Origin of the sequence: Streptomyces sp. NPDC020884, from assembly GCF_044333935.1 — a bacterium.
Taxonomy (GTDB): Bacteria; Actinomycetota; Actinomycetes; order Streptomycetales; family Streptomycetaceae; genus Streptomyces.
In genome coordinates this window covers 1-26,738 of the sequence record NZ_JBIRRY010000007.1, presented here as the reverse complement: position 1 = coordinate 26,738, position 26,738 = coordinate 1, and the positions used below count along the sequence as shown (strand labels likewise).

The following is a 26,738-nucleotide window of genomic DNA, read 5'->3' as shown; positions in this document are numbered from 1 at the left end:
ACCACCGGAGCCGCGCGCCGCACACCGCGAGGACCGCCGACGTCCGGTGGCCGGTTCGGCACGGGTGATGTGACCGTCACACGATTGACTCGTTTGTCGGTATGACATCCCGGCCACGGCCTCGGAAGGCACCCATCTCATGCCGATCCATCAACCGCAGCAGCGGACCGACGTACGACGCGACCGCACGGGCGTGCAGCAGGCCGAGGCCGCCCTCGTGGAGCACTACCCCCGCCTGGTGCGGCTCGCCTACGTCGTCCTGCCACCGGCGCTCGGCCGGCACCGCCGGGTCCTGGCCGCCCACGCCGTCGTCCAGCGGGCCCTGCCCGTGGCCGGGGGCAGCGCGCGGAGCCCCCGCGTGCCCGCCCAGTCCCGCCGGTCCGGCCCACCGGAGAGCGGGCGGCCCGCGCCGGACGGCGGCGGGACGGACCGGAGCCCCTCGGGCGCGGCGTTCGGGTGGATGCGGCTGCGGGTGCTGCGGGCGGCGCTGGCCTACGAGCGACGGCCCCGCTGGTGGCCAGGTCTGCTGCCGGCTCCGGCCGCGCTGCGGCCGACCGTGCCGGTGGTGTGGGGGCTGCGGCTCTTCCCCCGGGCGGGCGGCGTCGACGAACTGGCCCTGGACCGGGCCCTGTCCACGGTGCCCGGGGCGGTCCGGGCGGCGTTCGCGCTGCAGTTGCTGGAGGACCTCGACGAGTCCGGGGCGCGCGACCTGCTGGCCGAGGCGGAGGTGTCGGATCCGGCGGGTGCGGTGCGCCGGGCGGCCCGGCTGGGGAGGCCGGACCGGGCCGGGGCGCAGGCGATGCTCAGGTCCGGCGAGTTCGACCCGTGCACGGTGCAGACCCGCCCGAGCGACCTGCTGCGGCGCAGGCACCGGGTGCGGGCGGTGGCGTTGGCCGCGGCGCTGTGCGTGGTGGCGGGAGGTCTGGCGGTCGCCGTCGACGGGGGAACACGCGACCCGGACGACGGCCGGAGCCCGGCGGTCGTGTCCGCCCCGGCGCTCCGGCCGGCCGGGCTGCTGCGGGCGGCGGCGGAGCGGTGGGCGGACACCTCGCGCGTCGACTTCACCGCCTGGCCCGCCCGGGGCGGGCGCACGGGCGACCAGGAGCTGCTGGGCCGGGCGCTGCGGGCCTGGTCCGGGCCGCCGGCCACGGTCCGGGTGTCCGCCGCGCCGGGCACGGCGGCGGTGCCGCCCGCGCAGCCGCCCCGGCTGCTGTTCGCGGGTGAGGTGGACGGGGCGGCCGTGGTGCTGTTCCACGACGGCGGGGTCCGGATCGTGCGGTACGCGGAGCCGTTGTCCGGGTCCGGCGGGGCGGCGCTCGACTTCGCCCGGACCGACGACGCGGACGTGACGACGGGCGCGGCCGTCGTCGTCGGCCGCACGGGCGACAGCGCGCGGTTCCTGCTCGCCCCCTGGATCGCCGAGTCCACCACCCGGGACCTGCTCGCGCCGGACACGCCCGGCCGTCCGCTGGAGGTGGGCCCGGACGGGGTCACCGCTCCGGTGCCCCGGCCCGCCGCGGGCGGCGCGTGCGACTCCTGGCCGGTGCTCCAGCTGCGGTCCTCCGAGCGGATCGTGGAGAAGCACGCGTTCCTGGTGACGGATCTGGGCGACCTGGCCCCCGCGCATCTGACGTACACCCCGAAGCCGGGCCGGGGCGCGCCGTCCCGGCAGCCGCGCGAGGCGACGGGCACCGAGGCGCTGCTCGCCTGGGCGCGTACGGCGTGCTCCCTGCGGACCCTGTCCGGCTCCGGGGTGCGGGCGGTCAACAACTGGGCCTTCGCCGAGCAGCGGCTGCCCGAGGGCGGTGCGTCGGCCGGCTGGCTGTGCACCCGGGCCGACACCTGGCGGGGCCCCGGCCGGGTCCTGGTGCAGTTCCTCCGGCCCGGCGCCTCGCCCACGGACCCGGCCGCGGTGGTCGCCGACCGCGACGACACGGCCCTGTGCAGCAGGTTCGGGCAGCACGTCCTGGCGGGCACCCACTGGAAGGCGGCCTCCGGCCGGTGGTACGTCCTGGCCGCGGGGAGCCGGGCGGTGACCCGTATCGAGGCGAGCGGGGCGGTGCGGGGCGCGGCGGTCGGGCCGACGTTCGCGGTGCGGGCTCCGCGTGACGCCGATGTGGAGCTGACGGCGGCGCTGCGCGGCGGAGGAAGGCTCACGGCGGTGCGCTGAGCCGGCGGGGAGGGGCCGGGGTTCCGTGCCGCCGTACGGAGTGCCCGACCGGTCGCGCGGCCGTTCCGGTGCCAGACTCGGACAGATGACGGATCTTGACGACAGCTCCGACGGCCCGACGCCTCCCGACGGTCCGAACCGGCCCGACGGCTCGCGCCCACGCTGTCTGGTGACCGGGGCCACCGGGTACATCGGCGGCCGACTCGTCCCCGCCCTGCTCGATGCGGGGTACCGGGTGCGCGCCCTGGCGAGAACGCCGCAGAAGCTGCGCGACTACCCCTGGGCGGACCGGGTCGACGTGGTGCGCGGCGATGTCACCGACGCCGCGTCCCTGGCCGAGGCGATGCGGGACGTCGACGTGGCGTACTACCTGGTGCACGCGCTCGGTTCCGGCTCGGACTTCGAGGAGACCGACCGCCGGGCGGCCCGGACCTTCGGCGAACGGGCGCGGGCGGCCGGGGTGCGCCGGATCGTGTATCTGGGCGGGCTGACCCCGGCCGGGGTGCCGGAGGAGGACCTGTCGCCGCATCTGCGCTCGCGGGCGGAGGTGGGGCACCTCCTGCTGGACTCCGGGGTGCCGACGGCGGTGCTGCGCGCGGCGATCGTCATCGGCTCGGGGTCCGCCTCGTTCGAGATGCTGCGGTACCTCACCGAACGGCTGCCGCTGATGGTCACCCCGAGCTGGGTGCGGACCCGGATCCAGCCGGTGGCCGTCCGGGACGTGGTCCGGTATCTGGTGGGGTGTGCGGCGCTGCCCGGTGAGGTGCACCGGGCCTTCGACATCGGGGGCCCGGACGTCATGACGTACCGGGACATGATGCAGCGCTACGCCCGGGTGGCGGGCCTGCGGCGGCGGCTGATCCTGCCCGTGCCGGTGCTCACCCCGACGCTCTCCAGCCGCTGGGTCGGCCTGGTCACACCGGTGCCCAGCTCCATCGCCCGGCCGCTCACGGAGTCGCTGCGCCACGAGGTGGTCTGCCGGGAGCACGACATCAAGGAGTACCTCCCCGATCCGCCGGGCGGGTCCATCGGCTTCGACCGGGCGCTGCGCCTGGCCCTGAAGCGGATCCAGGAGGCGCGGGTCGACACCCGCTGGTCCAACGCCTCGGTGCCCGGCGCGCCGAGCGACCCGCTGCCCACCGACCCGGACTGGGCGGGCGGCAGCCTCTACCGCGACGAGCGGGAACTGGCCGTGCCGGTCGCGCCGGACGCGCTGTGGCGGGTGATCGAGGGCATCGGCGGGGAGAACGGCTGGTATTCCTTCCCCCTCGCCTGGGCGGTACGCGGCTGGCTCGACCGCCTCGTGGGCGGGGTGGGGCTGCGGCGGGGCCGGCGGGACGCCCACCGGTTGCGGGTGGGCGACTCGCTGGACTTCTGGCGGGTGGAGGAGATCGTGCCGGGTGAACTGCTGCGGCTGCGGGCCGAGATGCGGCTGCCGGGCCTGGCCTGGCTGGAACTGTCGGTGCGCCGCGACGACCGGGGCCGGACGGTGTACGGGCAGCGCGCCCTGTTCCATCCGCGCGGGCTGTTCGGTCATGCGTACTGGTGGAGCGTGTGGCCCTTCCATTCGGTCGTGTTCGGCGGGATGGCGCGCAACATCGCCGAGGCGGCCGCGGCCGAGGAGAAGCGGCGCGCACCGGTGGCCGACAGTGGTACAGACAACTGAGGGTCCGGCCGCTATCGTGTGCCCGGCTCCACACGCCGCAGACCACCGGGAGGTGCACGCGATGGCACGCCGACTCCGTACCGTGGGAATGGAGTTCGCCGACTCCGCGCCGATACGTCTGGTGTTCGCCGCGGAGGTGTCCGCGCCGGTGGACGTGGTCTACCGTGCGCTCGCCGAGGATGTCGCGTCCTGGCCGTCCTGGTTCGGCGCCGTCACCCGGGCCACGCCCACCGATGCGGGCGCGGGCCGTGAGGTGCGGCTGCGGGGCGGGGTCAGGTTCCGCGAGACGATCGTGGCCGCCGAACCGGACGAGCGGTACGCCTACCGGGCCGACGAGTCCAACGCACCGGGCCTGCGGGCCCTGTTGGAGGAGTGGCGGCTCACCCCCGAGGGGGCGGGGACCCGGGTGCAGTGGACGTTCGCCGCCGACGGGACGGGGCTGTTCCGCCTGGTGCTGAGCCTGGCACGGGCCGGGATGGGCCGGTCCTTCCGCAACGCCGTGCGCCGCCTGGACGCGAGGCTGGCGAGCACGACGCCGTGAACGCGCCCGGCTCCCGGCCTCAGCAGGACCAGGTGCCGGTGGTGAGGAAGTCGTCGACGGCTGCGGTGTACGGGGCGATGTCCAGGCCCTGTTCCTCCAGCCACGAGTCGGAGTAGTACTTGTCCAGGTAGCGGTCGCCCGGGTCGCACAGCAGGGTGACGACGCTGCCCTGCTCGCCCCGTTCCACCATCTCGGCGATCAGCTTGAACGCGCTCCACAGTCCGGTGCCCGTGGACCCGCCCGCCTTGCGGCCGATGGCGCGCTCCAGGGCGCGGACGGCGGCGACGCTGGCCGCGTCGGGGACCTTCATCATGCGGTCGATGGCGCCGGGGACGAAGCTGGGCTCCATACGGGGCCGGCCGATGCCCTCGATGCGCGAACCGCAGTCGCTGGTGGCGAGCGGGTCGTGATGGGTCCACCCGTCGAAGAAACAGGAGTTCTCCGGGTCGGGCACGCAGATGCGGGTGTCGTGCTGGAGGTAGTGGACGTAGCGGGCGATGGTCGCCGAGGTGCCGCCGGTCCCGGCGGTGGCGACGATCCAGGCCGGTTCCGGATAGCGTTCCAGGCGCAGTTGCTGGTAGATCGACTCCGCGATGTTGTTGTTGCCGCGCCAGTCGGTGGCGCGCTCCGCGTAGGTGAACTGGTCCATGTAGTGCCCGCCGGTCTCGGCGGCGAGGGCGGCGGACTGTTCGTACATCGTGCGCGAGTCGTCGACGAAGTGGCACTGGCCGCCGTGGAATTCGATGAGGCGGCACTTCTCCGGGCTGGTGGTGCGCGGCATCACGGCGATGAACGGGACGCCGATCAGCTTGGCGAAGTACGCCTCGGAGACGGCGGTCGAACCGCTGGACGCCTCGATGACGGGCTTGCCGGGCCTGATCCAGCCGTTGCAGAGCCCGTAGAGGAAGAGCGAGCGGGCGAGGCGGTGCTTGAGGCTGCCGGTGGGGTGCGTCGACTCGTCCTTGAGGTAGAGGTCGATGCCCCACGCCTCGGGCAGCGGGAAGCGCAGCAGGTGGGTGTCGGCGGAACGGTTCGCGTCGGCCTGGACCTTGCGGACGGCCTCCTTCAGCCAGGCCCGGTACTCCGGGTCGCTGCGGTCGACGTCCACGGTCGCTGTGGCCCCGTGCCCGCGTGCGTGCTCACTGGTGTCCATGGGCCTGCTCCTGTTGTCGTCGATCCGGTGTCCCTGCCTCCACGATATGCGCCCCACCTGCACAAACGGTCACTTTGATGGTCCATAGCGCTGCCTTTGACCGGCACACCGGGGGCGGCTGTGGCGGGCGGTGCGGGCGGCCGTGTGCCGCCGCAGGGTGCCCCCTGGCGATCCGGCCCACGCCGGGGCACACTGCACAACAGGAGTAGTGCCGAAGGGGGGCGAATCCGTGATGGCGGACGTCGAGTTCAGTGCGTCGGGGGTCAGGATCGAGCGCTTCACCAGGTCGCTGACCAGGGCTGGTCAGGTGGTGGTGAAGGACGGCAGGCTGTCCCTGCTCACGAGCAACGGGCGGGAGATCGACAGCGCCCCGGTGGGCACGGTCCACGCACGCAAGTGGTGGTTCATCGCGGCGGATTCCGTCATCGCCCGGGTGAACGGGGTGCGCTACCGGTTGACGATGGGGCAGCGCAGCCGCAGACCCGACGGGGCGGCCCCGCTGCGGCGTTTCCTGGAGGCCCTGCGCCATGCGCGCGGCCGCCGGGACCAGGGCCCGTCCGGCGGATCGGGACCGGGCCGGCCGAACGCTCGCTGACCCGGGCCGGCAGGGACGGCAGCAGGCCCGCTCCGGGGCGCCGGGCTCCGCCGCGAGTTGCGGAGCCGTATCCCCTGGGCCACGCTGGATCCATGTCACGGAAGGTGCACCCTCAGTGACAGAGTGATCCGCTCCACGGACCGGGTCGCGCGACACGAGCAGACACGACAAGAGCAGAGCGGATTCGGCAGTCACGTCGTCCGCCGGCTCCGTTCGTTTCTCTTCTCTTCTTCCGGACCTATTTCGGGGAGTCGCAGCCGTGATCAGCGAGCCAAGCAGGCACTGCACGGTGGAGCTCCAGGCCCTGCCGTCGCGGATCGGTCAAGTCCGCAGAATCATCTCGGCGCAACTGCGCTACTGGCATCTCGATCCTCTGATCGATCAGGCGGCCCTGGGCGTCACCGAGCTTCTCACCAACGTTCACCGGCACGCACAGCCGGACAAGTCATGCACCGTCGACATCGAGCTGCTGCTCGACCGTCTGACGGTCTCCGTCCACGACCACGACCCGCGCCTGCCCACGGTCAACGAGGCGGACGCGTTCGCCACGTCGGGCCGGGGTCTCGCGCTGATCGCCGCCGTCAGCGAGAGCTGGGGCGTGCGGCCGATCGGCTCGGCCGGGAAGGCCGTCTGGTTCACCCTGCCGGCGGCCACCGGCGCCTCGACCCTGCCACCGCTCGCGGTCTACGGGTCGATGACCGACGGACCGTTCGGGGCCGTGACCATCACCCCCACCGATATCGCGGCCCTGCCCGCCCGGTCGGCCGTCGTCGGCTGACGGGGCGGGGCGGGCGGACCCCTGAGGGCTCGTGAGCGGGCCGGGCCGGAAGGCAGGGGCGGTGGAGCGGCTTCGCACCGCTCCACCGCCCCTGCGTTCGGGCCGGGGTCAGGCCTTGCCGCCGCCCGCGGTCCGGCCGAACTGTTCGTCCAGCACCGACAGTCGGCGCCAGTACTCGTCCTCGTCGATCTCCCCCGCGGCGAAGCGGCGGCCGAGCAGCGCGATCGGCGAGGACTCGCCGGGGCCGCCCTGCGGAGCACGGGCGGCCGCCCACGGGCCTCGACGCCCGCGCCAGACGGTGCGGCGCAGCAGCGTGACGATCCCGATGACGACCGCCGCCCAGACGAGCGGGAAGAGCAGGACCCAGGGGCCGGGTCCGCCGGAGTGCGCCAGGGTGTTCATCTCGGTCAGCTCCCTCGTTCGCGGAAGGGCGCGGTGCCTTTCCGGTCGCTTTCGAGCCTGCCCGGGGGAGGCGCTCCGGGGCGTCGTCCCCCCGGCGGCCGTCCGCGTACTCCGGTGGGAGCAGCAGGAGCCCGCGCCTCCTCTCCCCTTCTGTACCTACTAGTATGTACACTCAACTGCATGAGCACCCCGGACCGGCTGATCGAGGCCACGCAGGAGCTCCTGTGGGAGCGCGGATATGTCGGCACCAGCCCCAAGGCCATTCAGCAGCTGGCCGGCGCCGGCCAGGGCAGCATGTACCACCACTTCAACGGGAAGCCCGAGCTGGCCCTCGCCGCCATCACCCGGACCACCGAGGAGATGCGCCGGGCCGCGGGGCGACTGCTGGACGGCCCCGGCAGCGCGTACGAGCGGATCGCGGCCTATCTGCTGCGCGAGCGCGACGTGCTGCGCGGCTGCCCGGTGGGGCGGCTGACGATGGACCCGGACGTCTTCGCCGACGACGCGCTGCGCGCGCCGGTGGACGCCACGCTGGAGTGGCTGCGCGGCCGGATCGCGGACATCGTCCAGGAGGGCGTGGACCGGGGCGAGTTCATCCCGGGGACCGATCCCGCACCGGTCTCGGCGGCCGTGGTCGCCACGGTGCAGGGCGGCTATGTGCTGGCCCGCGCCTCGGGCTCGCCCGCCTCCTTCGACCGTGCGGTGGAGGGCCTGCTGTCGCTGCTCGCCGCCCGTACCCGTCCGATCTGAGGAGTCCCCGCGTGCACGCCATGCAGTACGAGATCACTCTCCCCGCCGACTACGACATGGGGATCATCCGCACCCGGGTCGCGACCAGGGGCCATCTCCTCGACGCCTTTCCCGGGCTCGGCCTCAAGGCCTTTCTGATCCGGGAGCGCGGGGCGGGGTCGCCGGTGAACCAGTACGCGCCGTTCTATCTGTGGAACGCCCCCGAGGGGATGAACGCCTTCCTGTGGGGCGCCGGATTCCAGGGCCTGGTCGACGACTTCGGCCGCCCCGAGGTCCAGCACTGGACGGGCCTGGCCTACGAGGAGGGGCCCTCGTCCGGAGCGCTCCCCCGCGCGGCCGTCCGGCTGCGGCTGCCCGCGCCCGCCGACACGCGGCCCGCCGACGCCGTCGGGGCGGCACTGGAGGAGACGCGCCGGATCGCCGCTCTGCCCGGGGTGGTCGCCACCGCGCTGGCGGTGGATCCGCGCCACTGGGAGCTGGTGCACTTCACCCTGTGGGAGCGGCCGGAGCCCGGGGCAGCGGGCGAGGCGTACGAGGTGCTGCACCTGTCGTCACCGGAGGCCGGCCGGCTGCGGCGCGGACGACAGTGGTGAACCGCCTCCCGGCGGCAGGACCGCGCGAGAGCCTCAGGCCAGCGCGGCGAGCGGGTCGTCCAGGACCGGCTGCCAGGCCAGTTCGGCGGCGCCCACCAGGCTGTTGTGCGCCAGGGTGCACGGCAGGATCGGCACACTGCCGCTGCGCCCCCACAGACTCCGGTCGGCGACGACGGCGCGCAGCCGCTCCGGGTCCGCCTCCAGCAGGTCGCGGTGGAGCCCGCCGAGGATGATGCGGTCGGGGTTGAGGATGTTGACCAGTCCGGCGAGCCCCAGGCCCAGGCGGTCGATGAGCGCCTCGGCGGCATGACGCACGGCGGGGTCGGCGTACTCCGTGCGGAGCAGGTTCCCGGCCTGCTTGAGGAGGGACTCCTCGGGGCCCGGTTCACGGCGGGCGGTGGTGAGGAAGGCCAGCGGGTCGGTCTCCACGTCGAGGCAGCCGCGTCCGCCGCAGTGGCAGGGCCGCCCCTCGGGGTTCACGGTGAGATGGCCCACCTCCAGTGCGAGGCCCGAACTCCCGCTGTGCAGGCGGCCGTCGAGGACGAGTGCCCCGCCCACGCCCCGGTGGCCGGTGGCCACGCACAGGAGGTGCTGGGCGCCGCGCCCGGCGCCGTGCCGGTGCTCGGCCAGGGCGGTGAGGTTGACGTCGTTGCCGGTGAACGCGGGGCCCGTGATGCCCGCATCGCGTACGCAGGCGGCGAAGATGCCCCGGACCGGGGAGCCCGCGGGCCAGGCGATGTGCAGCGGGTTGAGCGCGGTCCCCTCCGGCTCGGCGACCGCGGACGGCACCGCGAGACCGGCGCCGACGCAGCGCAGCCCGCTCGCGCGGAGCAGTTCCGCCCCCGCCTCCACGACCTCGCCGAGCACCTGCGCGGGGTCGGCCATCACCGCGACACAGCCCGGCGATGTGGCGACGATCCGGCCGCCGAGCCCGACGAGCGCGGCCCGGAAGCCGTCGGCGTGGACCTGGGCGGCGAGGACGACGGGGCCGGTCTCCAGGACGGACAGCCGGTGCGAGGGGCGGCCCTGGGATCCGGCCGCCGACCCGGGACTGGAGTCGACCCGGATCAGTCCGAGCGCCTCCAGTTCCGCGGCGACCGCCCCGGCGGTGGCGCGGGTGACGCCGAGTTCGGAGGTGAGCACGGCCCGCGTGGGGGCGCGTCCGGTGTGGACCAGTTCCAGTGCGGGCCCGAGCGCACTGCGGCCCCTCTCCAACTTCGTCCGGGTGGTGGTCGCCTTGCCGTTCATGGGGGCGAGTCTCCCATGATCCGGAGGCGTCCCGGACGCCCAGGGCCTGTCGTTCGGAGCGGGCCGGATCAGGGAGCGGGGTCCGGCGCGTGCGGCCGCGAGGCGGAGAATCGCGGCGCCGCGACGGAGCCCCGCGCGCTCGAGCGAGGCCGAGAACGACCGGCCCCGGGGAGCCCGTGCGGCCCTGGCCGCACCCCGGAACATCCCGTGCGCAGCGATGTTGCGTCCATCGCCGAAGCACCCCTATCCTGAGTTTGTGCCGCAACTAAACAAACTGCGGACGGCCCTACCGGGGGGACCTGGCGGAGACACCGCCCCACCCGCGTCGGCCCGCCTCCGTACCGCGCTGACCGTGTTCTTCGCCCTCGACGGGTTCCTCTTCGCCGGCTGGGTGGTCCGTATCCCGGCCATCAAGCAGCAGACCGGAGCCTCCGCCTCCACCCTCGGCCTCGCCCTGCTCGGCGTCTCCGCCGGTGCGGTGATCACCATGATGCTCACCGGCCGGCTCTGCCGCCGCTACGGCAGTCATGCCGTCACCGTGGTCTGCGGCATCCTGCTCCCCCTGAGCATCGCCCTGCCCGCCCAGACCCATTCGACGCTCGCCCTGGGCCTGGTGCTCCTGGTGTTCGGCGCGGCGTACGGCGGGATGAACGTGGCGATGAACAGCGCCGCCGTCGACCTGGTCGCCGAGCTGCGCCGGCCCGTGATGCCGAGCTTCCACGCGGCGTTCAGCCTGGGCGGCATGGTCGGCGCCGGGCTCGGCGGGCTGGTCGCGGGCAGCCTCTCCGCCGCCACCCACCTCTTCCTGCTGGCCGGGATCGGCCTGCTCGTCACCGCCTTCGCCGGACCCTCCCTGCTGCGCCACCGCCCGGCCCCCGCCGCACCGGAGGCTCTGGACCCGCGGCAGCCGAAGCAGCGCCTGTCGCCCCGGGCCCGCCGGATCGTCGCGCTCTTCGGCGTGATCGCGCTGTGCACGGCGTACGGGGAAGGGGCCCTGGCCGACTGGGGAGCGCTGCACCTGGAACAGGACCTGGGCGCGCACCCCGGGCTCGCCGCCGCCGGATACGCGCTGTTCGCCCTGACCATGACGGCCGGCCGGCTGACCGGGACGCTGCTCCTGGAACGGCTCGGTCAGACCCGCACCCTCGTCCTCGGCGGCGCGACCGCCGCGGCCGGGATGCTGCTGGGCTCGCTGGCGCCGACCACCTGGCTGGCGCTGACCGGATTCGCGGTCACCGGACTGGGGCTCGCCAACATCTTCCCCGTCGCGGTGGGACGCGCGGGCGAACTCGCGGGACCGAGCGGGGTCGCCGCGGCGTCGACGCTCGGGTACGGCGGCATGCTGCTCGGCCCGCCCGCGATCGGCTTCCTCGCCGACTGGTTCTCGCTCCCGCTGGCCCTGACGACGGTCGCCCTGCTGGCCTCGGCGGCGGCCGCCCTGGGTTACGGGGCACGCAACGCGACGTCGGATGCGCACACCTGACCACCCGCACACCCGCTCGATTGAGTAGCCGTACTCAGGCGGCGCACGCTCCCCCGGCGCACGATGGAGATCCAGGATCTTTCGAGCGAGGAGCACGCCATGAAGCGGCTGACCGACCACCCGCACCTGAACACCCTGGTGCGGCTGACCTTTCGCAACCCCGCTTCCCTGGTCTACCTCGGACTGGTGCTCGCGGCGACGCTCTTCGTCACCGTCGACACCCTGTTCGTGGCCCACGAGGACGCCTCGTTCTCCGGCGTCTGGCTGTTCCTCCTCGCGGCCCCGACCATCTTCCTGTTCTTCTTCGGCAGCTCCCTGGCGGGCGCCGAGGCGGGCGGGCCCGCGTGGTTCCTCGTGCTCGGCCTGGTGGTCTCGGTGCTCTTCCAGTCGCTGGCCCTGGGCTGGTTCGTCCGCCTGGTGCGCCGGGCCGGATCGACCGGATCCGCGCACCCGCAGGGCGCCTGAGGCCCGAGTCCTGACGCCTGATCCACAGGACCGGCGACAGGCCCCAGCTGCCCCGCACGGCCCTGGCACAATCACCGCCATGCAGATCACCGAGCACATCGCGGCGTTGTCCGAGGAGGGGCGGCTGCTGGCGACCGCCGCCGAGCAGGCCGGCCCCGGGGCATCGGTCCCGACCTGCCCCGGCTGGCAGATACGCCATCTGCTGCGGCACACCGGCATGGTGCACCGGTGGGCCGCGGCGTTCGTCGTCGAGGGGCACACCGCCTACCGGCCCGACGGCGGCGAACCCGCCCTGGACGGCGCGGAGCTCCTGGACTGGTTCCGCGAGGGACACCGCCATCTGGTCCGGTCCCTGGAGGAAGCGCCCGCCGACCTGGACTGCTGGACCTTCCTGCCGTCGCCCTCGCCGCTGGCGTTCTGGTCCCGCCGTCAGCTGAACGAGACGACCGTGCACCGCGTGGACGCGGAATCGGCGCTCGGCGGTCCGCTGACCCCGGTGTCTCCCCACCGGGCCGCTGACGGCATCGACGAACTCCTCACCGGATTCCACGCCCGCCCCAAGAGCCGGGTCCGCTCCAGGACGCCTCGCACGCTGCGGGTGCGGGCCGTGGACACGGCGGCGACCTGGACGGTGCGGATCTCGCAGGAGCCGCCGCAGGCCGTACGTTCGGCAGCCCCGGGACACCCCGACGGCGCGGCCACCGGGGACGGCGACGGCAGCGCGGACAGCCGCCCGGAGCCCGTCGACTGCGAGCTGAGCGGTACGGCCGAGGGGCTCTACCTCACCCTCTGGAACCGGCTGCCGCTCACCGCCCTCACCCTGCGCGGCGACCGCTCGGTGGCCCGCCTCTGGACCGACAACTCCGCGGTCACCTGGTGAGGGCCCCCGGACGGGAGGGGTCGGAGCAGGCGCCTCCCGGGCCCACCGCTGCCGGCGGCGGACGGCGGACGCGGGCCGACCGGGACGCGATGACGATCGAGATCGGCTACGCCCTGGTCAGCGCCGCCTTCGTGGCCGGTCTGACCTTCGCTGGCCTGCTCGTGCCCACGCTGTTCTTCTTCGATCCCGCTCCGACCGTGCGGCGGGTGCTCCCCCACGCCGCCGCCGCGGCCGCCCTCCTGGCCTTCGCCGTCCGTCTCGTCCATGTGCTGTGGCGCTTCCCGCGACGCGGGCACGCCCGGCCGCCCGCCCCGGCTCAGCCGAGCCAGCCGGGGCGCACCAGGCCCGATTCGTAGGCGAGGACGACGAGTTGGGCCCGGTCGCGGGCTCCGAGCTTGACCATCGTGCGGCTGACGTGGGTCTTCGCGGTGAGCGGGCTGACGACCAGTCTGCGGGCGATCTCCTCGTTGGACAGGCCGATGCCGACCAGCGCCATCACCTCCCGCTCCCGTTCGGTGAGCCGGACGAGCGAGGCGGCGGCCGTCGGTTCCTTGGAGCGGGCCGCGAACTCCGCGATCAGCCGGCGCGTCACGCCCGGGGAGAGCAGTGCGTCCCCGCCGACCACCGCCCGCACCGCGCGGAGCAGTTCCTCCGGTTCGGTGTCCTTGACCAGGAAGCCCGACGCCCCGTTGCGGATGGCCTCGAAGACGTACTCGTCGAGTTCGAAGGTGGTGAGCATGACCACCTTCACCTCGTCCAGGTCCGGGTCGCCGGTGATCCGCCGGGTGGCGGCCAGTCCGTCCAGGCGGGGCATGCGGATGTCCATCAGCACGATGTCGGGGCGCAGTTCGCGGACCAGGCGGACGGCCTCCTCGCCGTCGGCGGCCTCCCCGGCGACCTCGATGTCGGGTTGCGCATCCAGCAGGGCGCGGAAGCCCGCCCGTACCAGCAGTTGGTCGTCGGCGAGCGTTACGCGGATCACGGTGTCTCCTCGGCGGGCTCCGGCGGGTCCTGGCGGCGTCGGTCGCGGTCCGGGTCGGTGAACGGGAGTTCCGCCAGGACCCGGAAGCCGCCGTCCGGACGGGGGCCCGCCTCGATCGTGCCACCGAGCGCGGCGGCCCGCTCCCGCATCCCGACGAGTCCGTTGCCGCTGCCGCCCGCGTCGCCGCCGGTGGCCGGTCCAGCGTCGTCGATGCGGAGCCGGACGCGCCCGGATCCGTAGGCGATGTGCACCCGGGCGGTACGGGAGCCGGAATGGCGGACGACGTTGGTCAGGGCCTCCTGGACGATGCGGAAGGCGGCGAGATCGGCGCCGGGCGGGACGGCGGCCGAGCGGCCCTCGCTCTCCACGGTGACGGTGAGCCCGGCGCCGGCCGCCTGTTCGACGAGTTCGGGGAGCCGGTCGAGGCCGGGGGCCGGGGACGTGGGGGCGTCGCCGGGCGTACGGAGGTTGGCGAGCACCTGACGTACCTCGTCCAGCGCCTCCTTGCTGGCCCCCTTGATCGTGGTGAGGGCGGTCCTGGCCTGTTCCGGGTCGGAGTCGAGGAGGGCGAGTCCGACCCCGGCCTGCACGTTGATGACGGAGATGCTGTGGGCCAGCACGTCGTGGAGTTCGCGGGCCATGCGCAGCCGCTCCTCGTCGGCCCGCCGCCGCTCCGCCGCCTCACGCTCCGCACGGGCGGCCGCCCACTGCTCGCGGCGCACCCGCAGCAGTTCGGCGGCGGCCACGACGGCCACCACCCACGCGGTGATGGGGCCCTCCTGCGCCCAGGGCGCGGCCCGGTCGTCGCCCGGCGGCAGCCAGCGGTACAGCCAGTGGACCACCAGAACGTGCCCGGCCCACAGCCCGCCGAGCGACCACCAGGCGGCCTTGCGGTGCCCGGCCACGATCGCGCTGAAGCAGCCGACGGCGACGGCGACGAACACCGGCCCGTACGGATAGCCCGCCGCGAGGTAGACCAGGGTCGCCGCGCAGGTGGTGGCCACGGCGACCACGGGGCGGCACCGGCGCACGAGCAGCACGGCCACCGCGGCGAACAGCAGCAGCCGGGCCGTCAGGTCCAGCGGCCGGCGGTCCTGCCCGTGCTCGGCGAAGCCCGTGCCGACCATGACGAACACCAGCAGCACGGCCGTCGACACCCAGGGCAGTCCGGCGGCGGTCCGTGAGCGCGCGCCGGACAGCCACGGCGGCGGGCCGCCCCGCCTCCCCGGCCGTCCGAGCGTCCGGAATCCCGGTAGGCCGCAGGGGGGACCGCCGCCCCGGCGCCGCGGTTGCTGTTCGTCCATGGCGGCCACGCTAGACGGCGGACAGGGGCGGGGGCGTCCGCCGTGCGTGGTGATCACCCGTACTCCGTGGGGAGTACGCCGCCGAAGCGGCACGGGGGCGCGGGCGGCGGCCCCCGCGGTCAGCCCGTCCGGCCGCCGAGCAGCCCCACCGAGCGGGCCAGCTCGCCGGCCGCCTGCCGGAACAGCGGCTCGCGCGCCTCGACGACCCGGTTGAACTGGCCGAACAGCTCGAAGGAGATCAGGCCGAAGAGCTGGGCCCAGGCGGCGACCAGGGCGGCCACGGCCGCCGGAGGCACGTCCTGGGCGAACTCGGCGGCCATCCGCTCGGCGTCGGAGCGCAGTTCCGGGGCGAGGGAGGGCACGGCGAGGCCATCGGCCCGGAACGCGGCGCGGACCACGTCGATGAGGACCAGCCCCACCCGGGAGGCGGGCCCCACCGTGTCCATCGGGGCGATGTAGCCGGGGACGGGCGAGCCGTAGATCAGGGCGTACTCATGGGGGTGGGCGAGCCCCCATTCCCGTACGGCACAGGCCACGGCGACCCAGCGTTCGGCGGGCGGAGCGGTCCCCGCCCGCTCCGCCGCCTCTTCCGCGACCTCGCCGATCGCGTCGAACGCGTCGACGATCAGCGCGGTGAGCAGGTCGTCGCGGCTGGGGAAGTAGCGGTAGAGCGCGGAGGAGACCATGCCCAGCTCCCGGGCGACGGCCCGCAGCGACAGCTTCGCCGCGCCCTCCTCGGCGAGCTGCTTCCTCGCCTCGCCCTTGATGGCCGCGGTCACTTCGATGCGGGCGCGTTCCCTGGCCCCTCGGATGGTGCTCATGCGATCAGTCTGCCACGTGCGTGGAGCACCGGCCAGAAATGAGAGCAAGAGACAAGAACGAGAGCAGCGCTCTTGCTTTGGGTGCCCCCGGCGTGCACACTGATCTCAAGCGAGAGCACCGCTCTCCTTATATCGCAGCAGCATCCACACCGCGGGAGTCACCATGTCGCAGCAGACGTACTACCTCCGGGCGAGCGCCTCCGCCAACCGCCTCAACAAGGTCGTCGGCCTGCTGGCCCGATACGGCCTCAGCCTGATGGGGTCCGCCGAGATGTCGGTGCGCGGACGCAAGAGCGGGCAGTTGCAGCGCATCCCGGTCAACGCCCACGCCTTCGAGGGCGAGCGGTACCTCGTCTCGGCGCGGGGCCACTCGCAGTGGGTGCGCAACATGCGCGTCGCGGGCGGCGGCGAGCTGCGGCTGGGGCGGCGGATCACCCCCTTCACCGCCGTGGAGATCGCCGACGACGCACAGAAGGCCCGGATCATCCGCGCCTATCTGAAGCGGTGGGGCTGGGAGGTCAACCAGTACTTCCAGGGGATCACGGCGAAGTCCACGGACGCCGAGCTCCTCGCCGCCTGCCCGGACCACCCGGTCTTCCGCATCACGGTCGGGGCCTGACCGTGCCGGGCACGGACCCGGGGTGCCGCTGCGTCCGGCCGGACGGAACGACACCCCGGGATGCGCGGTCGTGAGGTGAGCCGCTAGCGGTTCAGCACCCGCTGCGCCAGCGGGTGCGTGCGGACCAGCTCGGCCAGCGACGTCGTGCCCCGGGTGATCCCGGCGAACGCCTTCCACGCCGGGCGGAAGCCGGTCAGCACCGCGTGCAGCACTCCCGGGCGGCGCTCGAACAGCTTGAGCATGCGGCGGCCGACACCCATCTCCACGCCGAGACCGGCCTTGATCGCGAAGGCGTAGTTCAGGGCCTGGCGGCGGGCGTCCACCGCGTCGTGCGACTCGGCGATCCTGACCGCCCACTCCCCCGCGAGCCGGCCGGAGCGCAGCGCGAAGGAGATGCCCTCGCGGGTCCACGGCTCCAGCAGTCCGGCCGCGTCCCCGCAGACCACGACCCGGCCGCGGGAGAGCGGCGAGTCGTCGCTGCGGCAGCGGGTGAGGTGCCCCGAGGAGACGGCCGGCTCGAACCCGGCGAGGCCGAGGCGGGCGATGAAGTCCTCCAGATACCGCTTGGTGCCCGCGCCTTCGCCGCGCGCCGAGATGACGCCCACGGTCAGGGTGTCCCCCTTGGGGAAGACCCAGCCGTAGCTGCCCGGCATCGGGCCCCAGTCGATGAGCACCCGGCCCGCCCAGTCCTCCGCGACGGTGGCCGGAACCGGGATCTCCGCCTCCAGGCCGAGGTCGACCTGGTCGAGCTTCACCCCGACATGGGCTCCTATCCGGCCCGCGCTGCCGTCCGCGCCGACGACCGCCCGCGCGAGCACCGTCTCGCCACCGGCCAGCACCACGGCGACCGTTCGCCGGTCGGGCACGGCGGGACCGTGCTGCTCGACCCGCACCACCGCCGCCCCGGTGCGCAGTTCGGCCCCGGCCTTCTGCGCCTCCTCCACCAGCCCGGCGTCGAACTCCGGGCGGTTGATGAGCCCGAAGAGCATGCGCCGGGAGCGGCGGGTGCGTGACAGCTTGCCGTTGAGCGAGAAGGTCACCGCGTAGATGCGGTCCTTGAACGGCAGTTCGAAACCGGGTGGCAGGGAGTCCCGCGAGAACCCGATGATTCCACCGCCGCAGGTCTTGTAACGCGGCAGTTCCGCTTTCTCCAGCAGCAGAACTCTTCGGCCCGCCACGGCTGCCGCGTACGCCGCCGATGCGCCGGCCGGTCCGGCGCCGACCACGACGACATCCCACACGGACGACTCTTCCGGCTCACGTCCGGCGTCTGCGTTCTCGCTGCTCACGATGTGCTTCTGCTCCCGATCCGACCAGTGGCCCCAAGCTGCTCACGGCATCCTACGGCGCGTTCCGGCCAAGCCCTCCTGTGGGAGGATCGACCATGATTTCGTCGTACACGCGTCGCCGCGGAGACGGCGTCGCACCCGGTCGCGTACTCACCGCGCCCTCCCCCTAACGTCGCACCCACGAGGAGCGTGCCCATGACCGCCCGTCCGATTTCCGAGACCGTCGCCTCGCTGATGCCCCGCGCCCGGGGGGAACTGGCCGAACTGGTGGCGTTCCAGTCGGTGGCGGACCCGGCGGTCTTCCCGAGGAGCGCGTGCGAGGGGGCGGCGAACTGGGTCGCCGACGCCCTGCGCGCCGAGGAATTCACGGACGTCGCCCTGCTGGACACCCCCGACGGTACGCAGTCCGTCTACGGCTTCCTGCCCGGCCCGGCCGGTGCGCCGACGGTGCTGCTGTACGCGCACTACGACGTGCAGCCGCCGCTGGACGAGGCGGCCTGGATCTCCCCGCCGTTCGAGCTGACCGACCGCGACGGGCGCTGGTTCGGCCGGGGCGCGGCCGACTGCAAGGGCGGGTTCATCATGCACCTGCTCGCGCTGCGCGCCCTCAAGGCGAACGGGGGCGTCCCGGTCTCGGTGAAGGTGATCGTCGAGGGCTCCGAGGAGCAGGGCACCGGTGGCCTGGAGCAGTACGCGCAGGCGCACCCGGAGCTGCTGGCGGCCGACACGATCGTCATCGGCGACACCGGGAACTTCCGGGTGGGCCTGCCGACGGTCACCGCGACGCTGCGCGGGATGACGATGCTGCGGGTGCAGCTGGACACCCTCGAAGGGAACCTGCACTCGGGGCAGTTCGGCGGCGCGGCCCCGGACGCGCTGGCCGCGATGATCCAGCTGCTGGCCTCGCTGCGCGCCGAGGACGGGACCACCACGGTCGACGGTCTGAGCGGTGACGCCGACTGGGACGGCCTGCAGTACCCGGAGGCGGAGTTCCGGCAGGACGCCAAGGTGCTGGACGGGGTGGAGCTGATCGGCACGGGGACGGTCGCGGACCGCATCTGGGCCCGTCCCGCCGTCACTGTCATCGGCATCGACTGCCCGCCGGTGGTCGGCGCGACGCCGTCCGTGCAGGCGAGCGCGCGGGCGCAGATCAGCCTGCGGGTGCCGCCGGGCCACGACGCCGCCGAGGCGGCGAAGCTGCTCACCGCCCACCTGGAGTCGCGCGCCCCGTGGGGTGCCCGGGTGCGGGTGGAACGGGTCGGCCAGGGCCAGCCGTTCCGCGCCGACATGACCAGCCCGGCCTACACGGCGATGGCGGACGCGATGCGGGACGCCTACCCGGGCCAGGAGATGCAGTCCTCCGGGATGGGCGGCTCCATCCCGCTGTGCAACGCACTGTCGGGCCTCTACCCGGATGCGGAGATCCTGCTGATCGGGCTGAGCGAGCCCGAGGCGCAGATCCACGCGGTGAACGAGAGCGTGTCGCCCGAGGAGCTGGAGCGGATGTCGGTCGCCGAGGCGCTGTTCCTGCGGAACTACGCCGCGTCGAAGAAGGTCTGACCGCCGCCCCGGGGGTCCTCCGGCCGGGCACGCCCGCCCGGAAGGACCCCCGGCGGCCCCGGACGACTCCCAGGCCCCGCGCCCCGCGCCCCGCGCCCTCGACGCCTACGCCCTACGCCCTCGGCGAAGTCGCCCGCAGCGTAGATCCGTACGACGGCCCGCCGCCGCTGCGTACGTTCGCCGCATGGATCTCGTCGAGGTACTCCCCCCGTTGCACATGTTCCGCTTCCGGATCGGTCAGGCCTATCTCTGGCGCGACGGGACGGATCTGACCCTGATCGACGCGGGCGACATCGATGCGGCCGCCGCGATCGAGGACGCGATCCGCTCGCTCGGCCACGACCCGGCCCGGATCCGCCGCATCGTCCTCACCCACGGCCACCGCGACCACTACGGGGCCGCGCAGGAGCTCGCCGACCGCCACGGCGCCGAGATCCTCGCCCACACGCTGGACGCCCCGGCGGTCCGGGGCGAGCGCCCGCCACCGGAACCGGATCTGCTGGACTGGGAACGGCCGCTGTACGAGCACGGGCTGACGTGCCCCGACGCCCCGCCCACCCGGGTCGACCGTGAGGTGGCCGGCGGCGAGGTGCTGCCGTTCGGGGGCGGCGCGCGGGTGGTGCACGCCCCCGGTCACACACCGGGCTCCATCGCCCTCCATCTGCCGCGCCACGGTGTGCTGTTCACCGGCGACTGCGTCGCTTCGGCGGAGCGGGTGATGCTCGGCGTGTTCAACGCGGACCGCGCCGGGGCACAGGCCACGTTCCGGCGGCTGGCCGCGCTCGCGCCCCGTACCGTCTGCTTCGGTCACGGCGCCCCGCTCACCGAGAACGCGGCCGCGGTGATGGAGGCGGCGGCGAACGGTGTGTGAGGGGCGGCCGGGCGCACCTCAGCCCACCGGAACCCCCGCCTCCAGGTTCAGCACCGTCGACCGCTCGCGCGCCCGCAGGGCCCAGCGCAGCCGCTCGTACCGGGTCGGCGGCAGCATCCCCGCGGCCTCCTCCTCCGTGACGAAGCGCCAGCCGCGCAGCTCGGATCCCGGCAGCAGCAGCCGGCCGGCGTCCTCGGCGCTCAACAGGCCGCCGTCGAAGAGGAAGCGCAGCCCGCCGTAGCCGGGCGGCCGGGGCGACTCCCAGTCGACGAGCAGCAGGGTCGGGACCCGCTCGAGGCGCAGGCCTATCTCCTCGGCGACCTCACGGATCCCCGCCTGCGCGGGGGCTTCGCCCGCCTCCACGACCCCGCCGGGGAACTCCCAACCCGGCTTGTACGTGGGATCGACGAGCAGCACCCGGTCCTGCTCGTCGAAGAGCAGCACACCGGCGGCCACCGTCTCGCCGGTCGGCTCGGGGCTCTGGACGATCGGACACGGCGCGGCGCTCCCCGTGCGCACGGCGACCGCGATCCGCTCGGCGGTCTCCCGGGGCGTGAGGGTGCTGTTGTCGACCACATGGGCGTCATCGGCGATCCAGCCGAGGGCGTCGCGGTACGGGCCGATGTGCTCGTACGCCCACCGGCGCACCCGCTCGCTCTGCTCCTCGTCGCCCGGGAATTCCACGCGGTCCGCGATCCGGCCGCGCAGGATCGTTTCCTCAGGTGAGAGCGCCACATGCCGGACGGGGATGCGCCGGGAGGCGAGCCCTCCGAAGATCTCGTCGCGATACTCCTGCCGCAGCAGGGTCATCGGCACCACCAGCACCCCGGGCGCCTCGGCGAGCAGCGCCGCCGCCGTATCCACCACGAGCCGCCGCCAGATCGGCAGGTCCTGCACGTCGGTGACCTCGGCGAGTCTCTTCTGGGGCAGCAGACTGCGCAGCCCCGCGCCGGTGATCTCCGGGTCGTACAGCGTGCTGTTCGGGATCAGATCGATCAGTTCGCCCGCGGCGCCGGTCTTGCCCGCGCCGAACGCACCGTTGATCCAGACGATCACGGTTCCCCCTCTTCCGTAGCCCCCTGTGGCTTGCCCGCAACACCCTGCCGCGGAAACCCCGCGGCGGCGACGGCGTTGCCGGACAGCGGTTCCCGTGAAGGTCCCGGACGGCCGGGGAGCGGCGGGGAAGGCACGGAAGGGGTCGACCCGGGAGGCGCCCGGCTGACGAACCGGGCGCCTCCGGGAAGTCGTCAGCGCAGCGCGATGGCCGCGGCCGCCGCACCGACCAGGCCGGCGTCCGTGCCCATCACGGCGGGCGCCACGGTCAGCCGGCGGAGGTAGGAGAGCGTGGCGTAGTCGCGCAGGCTGCGGCGCAGCGGCACGAAGAGCACGTCGCCGGCCCCGGCCACTCCCCCGCCGACCACCGCGATGTCGAGGTCCGCCAGGGTGGCGGTGGCGGCGATGCCCGCCGCCAGCGCCTGGGCCGCGCGCTCGTAGGAGGCGATGGCGACCGGGTCCCCGGCGCGGGCGGCGAGCGCCACCGCGGCCGCCGTCGCGTCGCCGTCCGGGCCGGGCCGCCAGCCGTTCTCCAGGGCGCGGCGGGCGATGTTGGGGCCGCTGGAGATGCCTTCGACGCAGCCGCGCGCGCCGCAGGGGCACGGGTCGCCGTCCAGGTCGACGCTGATGTGGCCGATGTGCCCGGCGTTGCCCGAGGGGCCGGGACGCAGGGTGCCGCCCAGGACGAGTCCGCCGCCGACGCCCGTCGACACGACGAGGCACAGCGCGTTGTCGTAGCCGCGGGCCGCGCCGAGCCAGTGCTCGGCGGCCGTCATCGCGACCCCGTCGCCGACCAGCGCGACCGACAGTCCGCCCGCCGTCTTGTGCACCCGCTCCACCAGCGGGAAGTCCCGCCAACCGGGGACGTTGACCGGGCTGACCGTGCCGGCGGCGGCGTCCACGGGACCGGCGCTGCCGATCCCGACGGACCCCGCGCGGCGCCACAGCGGCGAGGCCATCAGCTCGCCCAGCACCTCGTCCACGGCGCCCATGACCGCCTCGGCGCCCTCCCGGGCGGGCGTCGGCCGCTGCGCCCGTACGAGAAGGGATCCATCGCCGTCCACCAGCGCTCCGGCGATCTTGGTGCCGCCGATGTCGAGTGCGGCGACGAGGTCGGTATGCATCGGTGTGGGGTCTCCGGATCGGCGAGGGGGCGGGACCTGCGGGTTCCGTCCATAGTCTGCACAGTCTCCATTCTGCTGACAACGTTGTCCAGGGCCTATGCTCGACGCCACAGCCTCCGATCACCCCCGCGGCGCCCCGCTCGGCCCGGCCGGAGCACCGCAGCCCCGCCCGTATTCCGACGACAGGACAGCGCACGTGGACCGGACCACCCGTCATTCCGAGACCCGTTACGGCAACCGGCCGACCATGAAGGACGTGGCGGCCCGCGCCGGAGTCGGCCTCAAGACGGTCTCCCGGGTGGTGAACAGCGAGCCCGGCGTCACGCCCGACACCGAGCGCCGCGTGCAGGAGGCGATCGACGCGCTCGGTTTCCGCCGCAACGACAGCGCCCGCGTGCTGCGCAAGGGCCGTACGGCGTCCATCGGACTGGTCCTGGAGGATCTGGCCGACCCGTTCTACGGTCCGCTCAGCCGCGCCGTCGAGGAGGTCGCCCGCGCGCACGGCGCGCTGCTGATCAACGGTTCCAGCGCCGAGGACCCGGAGCGGGAGCAGGAGTTGGTGCTGGCGCTGTGCGCCCGCCGGGTGGACGGCCTCATCGTGATCCCGGCCGGCGACGACCACCGCTATCTGGAGCCGGAGATCAAGGCGGGCATCGCCACGGTCTTCGTGGACCGTCCGGCGGGCCACGTGGACGTCGACATGGTGCTCTCCGACAGCTTCGGCGGAGCCAGGCAGGGCGTGGCGCACCTGATCGCGCACGGCCACCGCAGGATCGGGTTCATCGGCGACCAGCCGCGGATCCACACGGCCACCGAGCGTCTGCGCGGCTATCACGCCGCCATGACGGACGCGGGCATCACCGTCGAGGACGGCTGGGTCTCCCTCGGCTCCACCGAGCCGGAGCGGGTGCGGGCCGCCGCCGAGGAGATGCTCGGCGGGCCCGAGCCGGTCACCGCCCTGTTCGCGGGCAACAACCGGGTGACGGTGACGGTGGTCCGGGTGATCGCGGAGCGGGAACGCCCGGTGGCGCTGGTGGGGTTCGACGACATCGAGCTGGCCGACCTGCTCGGCATCACCGTGATCTCGCAGGACGCGGCGGCGGTCGGCAGGACCGCCGCCGAGCATCTCTTCCGCCGTCTCGACGGGGCGGACCACACCACGGCGCGGGTGGAACTGCCGACGACGCTGATCCCCCGCGGCTCGGGCGAACTGCCGCCCGCCTGAGGCCCGCAGGGCACCGTCAGGCCCCGGCGGCGTCGGGCAGTGGCCGGAACGCCCGGGTCAGCAGGGCCAGCAGTTGCGCGGGAGCGTCCTCCTGGACCGTGTGGCCCGCCCCCTCGATCCAGTGCAGCTCGGAGTGCGGGATCAGCGCGTGCAACTGCTCGGCGAAGGGCTCCGGCAGGAACCGGTCCTCGCGTCCCCAGATGATCCGGGTCGGCACCGGAACGGTCCCCAGCAGATGCTGGAACTCATCGGTCGCGGCCTGTTCGGCCTGCCGGTACTGGCGGTAGTACGCGGCCCGGCCGCGCTCGCCGCGCCACGGTTCGAGATGCGCGGCCAGTACGTCGGGCCGGTAGCCGGTGTGAGAGGCGTGGAGCAGGTGACTCTCGACCAGTGCCTCGTGGGCGTAGCCGGGGAGTTGCTCGAAGAGGTGCGCGTTCTCCCTGATCAGCCTGAAGAGCCCGGTCCCCCAGTCCCCGCAGGCCACCGCGTCCACCAGGGTGAGGTCCGCGTACCGCGCACCGTCCAGGAGCAGCGCCCGCAGGGCCACGGCCCCGCCGATGTCGTGGGCGATCACGCGCGGGCGCTCCAGCCCCCAGTGCTCCAGGAGCCGGGTGAACACCCTCGCCTGCGCCGCCGGTCCGACGTCCTGCCCGTCGCGCTGTTCCGACTGCCCGAAGCCGAGCAGGTCCCAGAGGTGGACCCGGTGGTCGCGGGCGAGGGCCGGCGCGATGTCCCGCCAGATGAGGGACGAGAACGGGGTGCCGTGCAGCAGGACGACCGGCTCCCCCTCCCCCAGCACGTCCCACCGCACCGTCCCGTCCGGAGTCTCGAACGTCCTGGTCAGCTTCCCGTTCATGCCGTGCCTCCTGGCCCGCGGATGGAAGGGGAGAACCCCATCGGACTTCCGACGTTACCAGCATGGCAGGCTTGTCGGTAACGCAGATACAGTGGGGATCATGCGACGGAACCCGGCACCCGCGGAACTCGACCTCGTCGAGGCGTTCTGCAACACGGCCACCCACCTCCACGGCGAAGACGAGCTCGCCCGGCCGGAGACGGCGGCCCGATGGCTCGGCGCGCACGGCTTCCCGGCACTCGACGGCCCCGGAGAGCTGGTGTCGCTCGCCGAGGCGCGGGAGACCGTCCGGGCCTTCCTGGTCGAGCGGACCTCGCCCGGGGCCGTCGACGGCCTCAACCGGCTCATCGCCGAGGTGGCGGGCGCCCCAGCGGTCAGGCCCGACGGCACGCTCGGCCTGCGGCCGGCCTCCGGCGGCCCGGTGGCCGAGGTGGTCCGCCCGGTGCTCGAAGCGCTTCTGCGCGAGGGCCTGACGGGGCGTCACGCCACCCGGCTCAAGGCCTGCGCGGCTCCGGAGTGCCGCTGGATCTTCTACGACCGCGCGCCGTCGTCGAACGGCCTCTGGTGCGACATGGACGTGTGCGGCGCGCGGCACAAGATGCGGGCCTACCGCGCCCGCGGCGGCGCGACGGCACGCCGGGACGCCTGAAGCCGCCTGAGCTTCGCGGCTCCCGTGGAGCCGTCACCGGCCCGCGTGGCGCCGTCGCCCGCGGAACCCGAGCGGCGCGCCCCGGCGTCCGCCGGGTGCGCCCGACCGTCGGGGCGCGGCACCCGGCGACCCGTCACCCCCTCGACGCCCCCGAAGCCCCTACGGAGCCGTGACCGTCAGGTCGCCCCGGCGCGGCGAGGCGAAGGCGTCCAGGTCCGCGCGGGTCAGGCCGGTCAGCCGGGCGACCTCGGCGGTGTCCAGCGCGCCGCAGTCGATGCCGCGCAGGAGGTAGCCGCTGAGGGCCTTGGCGGTGGCGGGCTCGTCCATGACGTCACCGCCGGACTTGGCGACGTACGCGGCGAGCCGGGCCGCGGCCGGCTCCAGGCCCTCCCGGTAGAAGGTGTAGACGGCCGCGTAGCGCGTCGGCAGGTGACCGGGGTGCATGTCCCAGCCCTGGTAGTAGGCGCGGGCCAGGGCGCGGCGGGTGAGGCCGTAGTGGAGCCGCCAGGCCTCGTGGACCTGGGCGGTGGGGCCGACGGGCAGGACGTTGGTCGAGCCGTCGGAGACCCGTACGCCGGTGCCCGCGGCGGCGACCTGCATGACGGCCTTGGCGTGGTCGGCGGCCGGGTGGTCGCTGGCCTGGTAGGCGGCGCTGACGCCGACGCAGGCGCTGTAGTCGAAGGTGCCGTAGTGCAGCCCGGTCGCCCGGCCCTGCGCGGCGTCGATCATGCGGGCGACGGCGGCGGTCCCGTCGGCGGCGAGGATGGACTGGCTGGTCTCGATCTGGATCTCGAAGCCGATCCGGCCCGCGTCGAGGCCGTGGGCCTTCTCGAAGGCTTCGAGAAGCTGGACGAAGGCGGTGACCTGCTCGGGGTAGGTGACCTTCGGGAGGGTCAGCACGAGCCCGTCGGGAAGCCCGCCCGCCGCCATCAGGCCGGTGAGGAAGACATCCGTGGTGCGGATGCCCCGGTCCCGCACACCGGCCTCCATGCACTTCATCCGGATGCCCATGTACGGGGCCGCGGTGCCGTTCGCGTACGCCTCGGAGACCAGCCGGGCGGCGCGGGCCGCGGCCTCGTCCTCCTCGGCGTCCGGGCGGGGGCCGTAGCCGTCCTCGAAGTCGATGCGCAGGTCCTCGACGGGCTCGCGCTCCAGCTTGGCGCGCACCCGGTCGTGGACCGGCCCGGCCAGTTCCTCGGGGATGCCGAGGACGGCGGCGAGCGAGGAGGCGTCGGGGGCGTGCTCGTCGAGGGCGGCCAGCGCCTGGTCGCCCCAGGAGCGCAACGTGCCGGGCTCGAAGACGTCACCGGGTACGTAGACGGTGTGCACGGGTTGGCGGGTGCCGGGATCTCCCGGGTAGCGGCGGGCGAGTTCCGCGTCGACCGCCGTGAGGGAGGCGCTGATCCCCTCGCTGACCGTGCCCGCGAGGCTCGTCGCCACCTTCTCCTGCTGACCCATGACCGTACCCTCCACGCTCTCGTTTTTTCCGCTTCCCGGAATCAACAATCCGTATAGTGAAGTTATAAGCCCGTCGGACCTGCGTCAATGGTCGCCCGGAACGGCTCTGGGCCGCGCGGTGGGGTTCACCGTGCGGCCCAGTGCGGGGGTGGTGCGGGGGATCAGCCCTTGCGGGTGTTGATCTCCTCGGTGAGCTGGGGAAC

Annotated in this window: 27 protein-coding genes; 16 read left to right on the top strand and 11 right to left on the bottom strand. The window is 74.0% G+C overall.

What is annotated here, in order from left to right:
- The first annotated feature begins 139 nt into the window (after positions 1–139).
- The 3 genes from ACH4UK_RS21715 (at position 140) to ACH4UK_RS21705 (ending at position 4,377) form a co-directional block, all read left to right on the top strand.
- Positions 140–2,170, top strand: coding sequence for a hypothetical protein (locus ACH4UK_RS21715; RefSeq protein WP_398358588.1), 2,031 nt, complete (start codon positions 140–142; stop codon positions 2,168–2,170).
- Between the two features lie 85 nt (positions 2,171–2,255).
- Positions 2,256–3,836 (top strand): SDR family oxidoreductase, encoded by a 1,581-nt coding sequence (locus tag ACH4UK_RS21710; RefSeq protein ID WP_398358586.1) that lies wholly within the window; start codon positions 2,256–2,258, stop codon positions 3,834–3,836.
- 61 nt (positions 3,837–3,897) lie between these two features.
- Positions 3,898–4,377 carry an SRPBCC family protein gene (locus ACH4UK_RS21705; protein ID WP_398358584.1) on the top strand — a complete coding sequence of 160 codons (480 nt, stop codon included), beginning with the start codon at positions 3,898–3,900 and terminating at the stop codon, positions 4,375–4,377.
- Positions 4,378–4,396: 19 nt separating this feature from the next.
- Here ACH4UK_RS21705 and ACH4UK_RS21700 read toward each other — a convergent pair whose 3' ends face one another.
- Positions 4,397–5,530 (bottom strand): PLP-dependent cysteine synthase family protein, encoded by a 1,134-nt coding sequence (locus ACH4UK_RS21700; RefSeq protein WP_398358582.1) that lies wholly within the window; start codon positions 5,528–5,530, stop codon positions 4,397–4,399.
- 232 nt (positions 5,531–5,762) lie between these two features.
- Here ACH4UK_RS21700 and ACH4UK_RS21695 point away from each other — a divergent pair, with 232 nt between their 5' ends.
- The gene (locus ACH4UK_RS21695) at positions 5,763–6,125 is read left to right on the top strand and encodes a hypothetical protein (RefSeq protein WP_398359231.1); all 363 of its coding nucleotides are present in this window, start codon (positions 5,763–5,765) and stop codon (positions 6,123–6,125) included.
- Between the two features lie 259 nt (positions 6,126–6,384).
- Positions 6,385–6,903, top strand: a complete 519-nt coding sequence (locus tag ACH4UK_RS21690) for an ATP-binding protein (RefSeq protein ID WP_398358580.1) — start codon at positions 6,385–6,387, stop codon at positions 6,901–6,903.
- Between the two features lie 108 nt (positions 6,904–7,011).
- Here the strand turns inward: ACH4UK_RS21690 and ACH4UK_RS21685 are convergent, their stop codons facing one another.
- Positions 7,012–7,305, bottom strand: coding sequence for an SHOCT domain-containing protein (locus ACH4UK_RS21685; RefSeq protein ID WP_398358578.1), 294 nt, complete (start codon positions 7,303–7,305; stop codon positions 7,012–7,014).
- 180 nt (positions 7,306–7,485) lie between these two features.
- Between ACH4UK_RS21685 and ACH4UK_RS21680 the strand changes: the two genes are divergently transcribed.
- Both ACH4UK_RS21680 and ACH4UK_RS21675 read left to right on the top strand, forming a co-directional pair.
- Positions 7,486–8,055, top strand: a complete 570-nt coding sequence (locus tag ACH4UK_RS21680) for a TetR/AcrR family transcriptional regulator (RefSeq protein ID WP_398358576.1) — start codon at positions 7,486–7,488, stop codon at positions 8,053–8,055.
- An 11-nt stretch (positions 8,056–8,066) separates the two neighbouring features.
- Entirely contained in the window at positions 8,067–8,648 is a 582-nt protein-coding gene (locus ACH4UK_RS21675; RefSeq protein WP_398358574.1) for a DUF4865 family protein, read from the top strand.
- Positions 8,649–8,681: 33 nt separating this feature from the next.
- Here ACH4UK_RS21675 and ACH4UK_RS21670 read toward each other — a convergent pair whose 3' ends face one another.
- A complete protein-coding gene (locus ACH4UK_RS21670; RefSeq protein ID WP_398358572.1) occupies positions 8,682–9,896 on the bottom strand; it encodes an ROK family protein in 1,215 nt (404 codons plus the stop codon).
- Positions 9,897–10,248: 352 nt separating this feature from the next.
- Here ACH4UK_RS21670 and ACH4UK_RS21665 point away from each other — a divergent pair, with 352 nt between their 5' ends.
- From ACH4UK_RS21665 to ACH4UK_RS21650, 4 genes are all read left to right on the top strand, one after another.
- The gene (locus ACH4UK_RS21665) at positions 10,249–11,379 is read left to right on the top strand and encodes an MFS transporter (RefSeq protein WP_398358570.1); all 1,131 of its coding nucleotides are present in this window, start codon (positions 10,249–10,251) and stop codon (positions 11,377–11,379) included.
- 99 nt (positions 11,380–11,478) lie between these two features.
- Entirely contained in the window at positions 11,479–11,844 is a 366-nt protein-coding gene (locus ACH4UK_RS21660; protein ID WP_398358569.1) for an SCO4225 family membrane protein, read from the top strand.
- 79 nt (positions 11,845–11,923) lie between these two features.
- Positions 11,924–12,724 (top strand): maleylpyruvate isomerase family mycothiol-dependent enzyme, encoded by an 801-nt coding sequence (locus ACH4UK_RS21655; RefSeq protein ID WP_398358568.1) that lies wholly within the window; start codon positions 11,924–11,926, stop codon positions 12,722–12,724.
- 89 nt (positions 12,725–12,813) lie between these two features.
- Complete coding sequence (locus tag ACH4UK_RS21650) at positions 12,814–13,080, top strand: DUF6332 family protein (protein WP_398358567.1); 267 nt, start codon at positions 12,814–12,816, stop codon at positions 13,078–13,080.
- On the opposite strand, the gene ACH4UK_RS21645 is transcribed toward ACH4UK_RS21650, so the two are convergent.
- The 3 genes from ACH4UK_RS21645 to ACH4UK_RS21635 form a co-directional block, all read right to left on the bottom strand.
- The gene (locus ACH4UK_RS21645; protein ID WP_398358566.1) at positions 13,041–13,706 is read right to left on the bottom strand and encodes a response regulator; all 666 of its coding nucleotides are present in this window, start codon (positions 13,704–13,706) and stop codon (positions 13,041–13,043) included. The two genes, ACH4UK_RS21650 and ACH4UK_RS21645, sit on opposite strands and share 40 nt — an antisense overlap.
- Positions 13,703–15,010: a sensor histidine kinase gene (locus ACH4UK_RS21640; RefSeq protein WP_398358565.1), complete on the bottom strand. Its 1,308-nt coding sequence runs from the start codon at positions 15,008–15,010 to the stop codon at positions 13,703–13,705. The genes ACH4UK_RS21645 and ACH4UK_RS21640 overlap by 4 nt, the downstream gene beginning before the upstream one ends.
- Positions 15,011–15,129: 119 nt before the next feature.
- Entirely contained in the window at positions 15,130–15,831 is a 702-nt protein-coding gene (locus tag ACH4UK_RS21635; RefSeq protein WP_398358564.1) for a TetR/AcrR family transcriptional regulator, read from the bottom strand.
- 163 nt (positions 15,832–15,994) lie between these two features.
- Here ACH4UK_RS21635 and ACH4UK_RS21630 point away from each other — a divergent pair, with 163 nt between their 5' ends.
- Positions 15,995–16,450: a nitroreductase/quinone reductase family protein gene (locus tag ACH4UK_RS21630; RefSeq protein WP_398358563.1), complete on the top strand. Its 456-nt coding sequence runs from the start codon at positions 15,995–15,997 to the stop codon at positions 16,448–16,450.
- A gap of 83 nt (positions 16,451–16,533) precedes the next feature.
- On the opposite strand, the gene ACH4UK_RS21625 is transcribed toward ACH4UK_RS21630, so the two are convergent.
- On the bottom strand, positions 16,534–17,739 hold the full coding sequence (locus ACH4UK_RS21625) for a geranylgeranyl reductase family protein (protein WP_398358562.1): 1,206 nt from the start codon (positions 17,737–17,739) through the stop codon (positions 16,534–16,536).
- Positions 17,740–17,934: 195 nt separating this feature from the next.
- Here ACH4UK_RS21625 and ACH4UK_RS21620 point away from each other — a divergent pair, with 195 nt between their 5' ends.
- Both ACH4UK_RS21620 and ACH4UK_RS21615 read left to right on the top strand, forming a co-directional pair.
- A complete protein-coding gene (locus ACH4UK_RS21620; RefSeq protein WP_398358561.1) occupies positions 17,935–19,299 on the top strand; it encodes a dipeptidase in 1,365 nt (454 codons plus the stop codon).
- Between the two features lie 184 nt (positions 19,300–19,483).
- Entirely contained in the window at positions 19,484–20,170 is a 687-nt protein-coding gene (locus ACH4UK_RS21615; protein ID WP_398358560.1) for an MBL fold metallo-hydrolase, read from the top strand.
- An 18-nt stretch (positions 20,171–20,188) separates the two neighbouring features.
- Here the strand turns inward: ACH4UK_RS21615 and ACH4UK_RS21610 are convergent, their stop codons facing one another.
- Both ACH4UK_RS21610 and ACH4UK_RS21605 read right to left on the bottom strand, forming a co-directional pair.
- Positions 20,189–21,226, bottom strand: a complete 1,038-nt coding sequence (locus ACH4UK_RS21610; RefSeq protein ID WP_398358559.1) for an NUDIX domain-containing protein — start codon at positions 21,224–21,226, stop codon at positions 20,189–20,191.
- Positions 21,227–21,417: 191 nt separating this feature from the next.
- On the bottom strand, positions 21,418–22,347 hold the full coding sequence (locus ACH4UK_RS21605; RefSeq protein ID WP_398358557.1) for an ROK family protein: 930 nt from the start codon (positions 22,345–22,347) through the stop codon (positions 21,418–21,420).
- A gap of 196 nt (positions 22,348–22,543) precedes the next feature.
- Between ACH4UK_RS21605 and ACH4UK_RS21600 the strand changes: the two genes are divergently transcribed.
- Complete coding sequence (locus ACH4UK_RS21600; RefSeq protein WP_398358555.1) at positions 22,544–23,572, top strand: LacI family DNA-binding transcriptional regulator; 1,029 nt, start codon at positions 22,544–22,546, stop codon at positions 23,570–23,572.
- Between the two features lie 16 nt (positions 23,573–23,588).
- Here ACH4UK_RS21600 and ACH4UK_RS21595 read toward each other — a convergent pair whose 3' ends face one another.
- The gene (locus ACH4UK_RS21595) at positions 23,589–24,428 is read right to left on the bottom strand and encodes an alpha/beta fold hydrolase (protein WP_398358553.1); all 840 of its coding nucleotides are present in this window, start codon (positions 24,426–24,428) and stop codon (positions 23,589–23,591) included.
- A 100-nt stretch (positions 24,429–24,528) separates the two neighbouring features.
- Between ACH4UK_RS21595 and ACH4UK_RS21590 the strand changes: the two genes are divergently transcribed.
- Positions 24,529–25,077 (top strand): CGNR zinc finger domain-containing protein, encoded by a 549-nt coding sequence (locus tag ACH4UK_RS21590; protein ID WP_398358552.1) that lies wholly within the window; start codon positions 24,529–24,531, stop codon positions 25,075–25,077.
- A 159-nt stretch (positions 25,078–25,236) separates the two neighbouring features.
- On the opposite strand, the gene ACH4UK_RS21585 is transcribed toward ACH4UK_RS21590, so the two are convergent.
- On the bottom strand, positions 25,237–26,535 hold the full coding sequence (locus ACH4UK_RS21585; protein WP_398358550.1) for a DUF6986 family protein: 1,299 nt from the start codon (positions 26,533–26,535) through the stop codon (positions 25,237–25,239).
- Positions 26,536–26,738: the final 203 nt, after the last annotated feature.

Excerpts from the sequence above, each read along its gene's own strand:
- ACH4UK_RS21700 (WP_398358582.1), bottom strand. The coding sequence starts at position 5,530 with ATGGACACCAGTGAGCACGCACGCGGGCACGGGGCCACAGCGACCGTG.
- ACH4UK_RS21685 (WP_398358578.1), bottom strand. The coding sequence starts at position 7,305 with ATGAACACCCTGGCGCACTCCGGCGGACCCGGCCCCTGGGTCCTGCTC.
- ACH4UK_RS21605 (WP_398358557.1), bottom strand. The coding sequence starts at position 22,347 with ATGCATACCGACCTCGTCGCCGCACTCGACATCGGCGGCACCAAGATC.
- ACH4UK_RS21670 (WP_398358572.1), bottom strand. The coding sequence starts at position 9,896 with ATGAACGGCAAGGCGACCACCACCCGGACGAAGTTGGAGAGGGGCCGC.
- ACH4UK_RS21635 (WP_398358564.1), bottom strand. The coding sequence starts at position 15,831 with ATGAGCACCATCCGAGGGGCCAGGGAACGCGCCCGCATCGAAGTGACC.
- ACH4UK_RS21615 (WP_398358560.1), top strand. The coding sequence starts at position 19,484 with ATGGATCTCGTCGAGGTACTCCCCCCGTTGCACATGTTCCGCTTCCGG.
- ACH4UK_RS21695 (WP_398359231.1), top strand. The coding sequence starts at position 5,763 with ATGGCGGACGTCGAGTTCAGTGCGTCGGGGGTCAGGATCGAGCGCTTC.
- ACH4UK_RS21640 (WP_398358565.1), bottom strand. The coding sequence starts at position 15,010 with ATGGACGAACAGCAACCGCGGCGCCGGGGCGGCGGTCCCCCCTGCGGC.
- ACH4UK_RS21660 (WP_398358569.1), top strand. The coding sequence starts at position 11,479 with ATGAAGCGGCTGACCGACCACCCGCACCTGAACACCCTGGTGCGGCTG.
- ACH4UK_RS21620 (WP_398358561.1), top strand. The coding sequence starts at position 17,935 with ATGACCGCCCGTCCGATTTCCGAGACCGTCGCCTCGCTGATGCCCCGC.
- ACH4UK_RS21650 (WP_398358567.1), top strand. The coding sequence starts at position 12,814 with ATGACGATCGAGATCGGCTACGCCCTGGTCAGCGCCGCCTTCGTGGCC.
- ACH4UK_RS21585 (WP_398358550.1), bottom strand. The coding sequence starts at position 26,535 with ATGGGTCAGCAGGAGAAGGTGGCGACGAGCCTCGCGGGCACGGTCAGC.
- ACH4UK_RS21655 (WP_398358568.1), top strand. The coding sequence starts at position 11,924 with ATGCAGATCACCGAGCACATCGCGGCGTTGTCCGAGGAGGGGCGGCTG.
- ACH4UK_RS21710 (WP_398358586.1), top strand. The coding sequence starts at position 2,256 with ATGACGGATCTTGACGACAGCTCCGACGGCCCGACGCCTCCCGACGGT.
- ACH4UK_RS21680 (WP_398358576.1), top strand. The coding sequence starts at position 7,486 with ATGAGCACCCCGGACCGGCTGATCGAGGCCACGCAGGAGCTCCTGTGG.
- ACH4UK_RS21630 (WP_398358563.1), top strand. The coding sequence starts at position 15,995 with ATGTCGCAGCAGACGTACTACCTCCGGGCGAGCGCCTCCGCCAACCGC.
- ACH4UK_RS21595 (WP_398358553.1), bottom strand. The coding sequence starts at position 24,428 with ATGAACGGGAAGCTGACCAGGACGTTCGAGACTCCGGACGGGACGGTG.
- ACH4UK_RS21705 (WP_398358584.1), top strand. The coding sequence starts at position 3,898 with ATGGCACGCCGACTCCGTACCGTGGGAATGGAGTTCGCCGACTCCGCG.
- ACH4UK_RS21590 (WP_398358552.1), top strand. The coding sequence starts at position 24,529 with ATGCGACGGAACCCGGCACCCGCGGAACTCGACCTCGTCGAGGCGTTC.
- ACH4UK_RS21715 (WP_398358588.1), top strand. The coding sequence starts at position 140 with ATGCCGATCCATCAACCGCAGCAGCGGACCGACGTACGACGCGACCGC.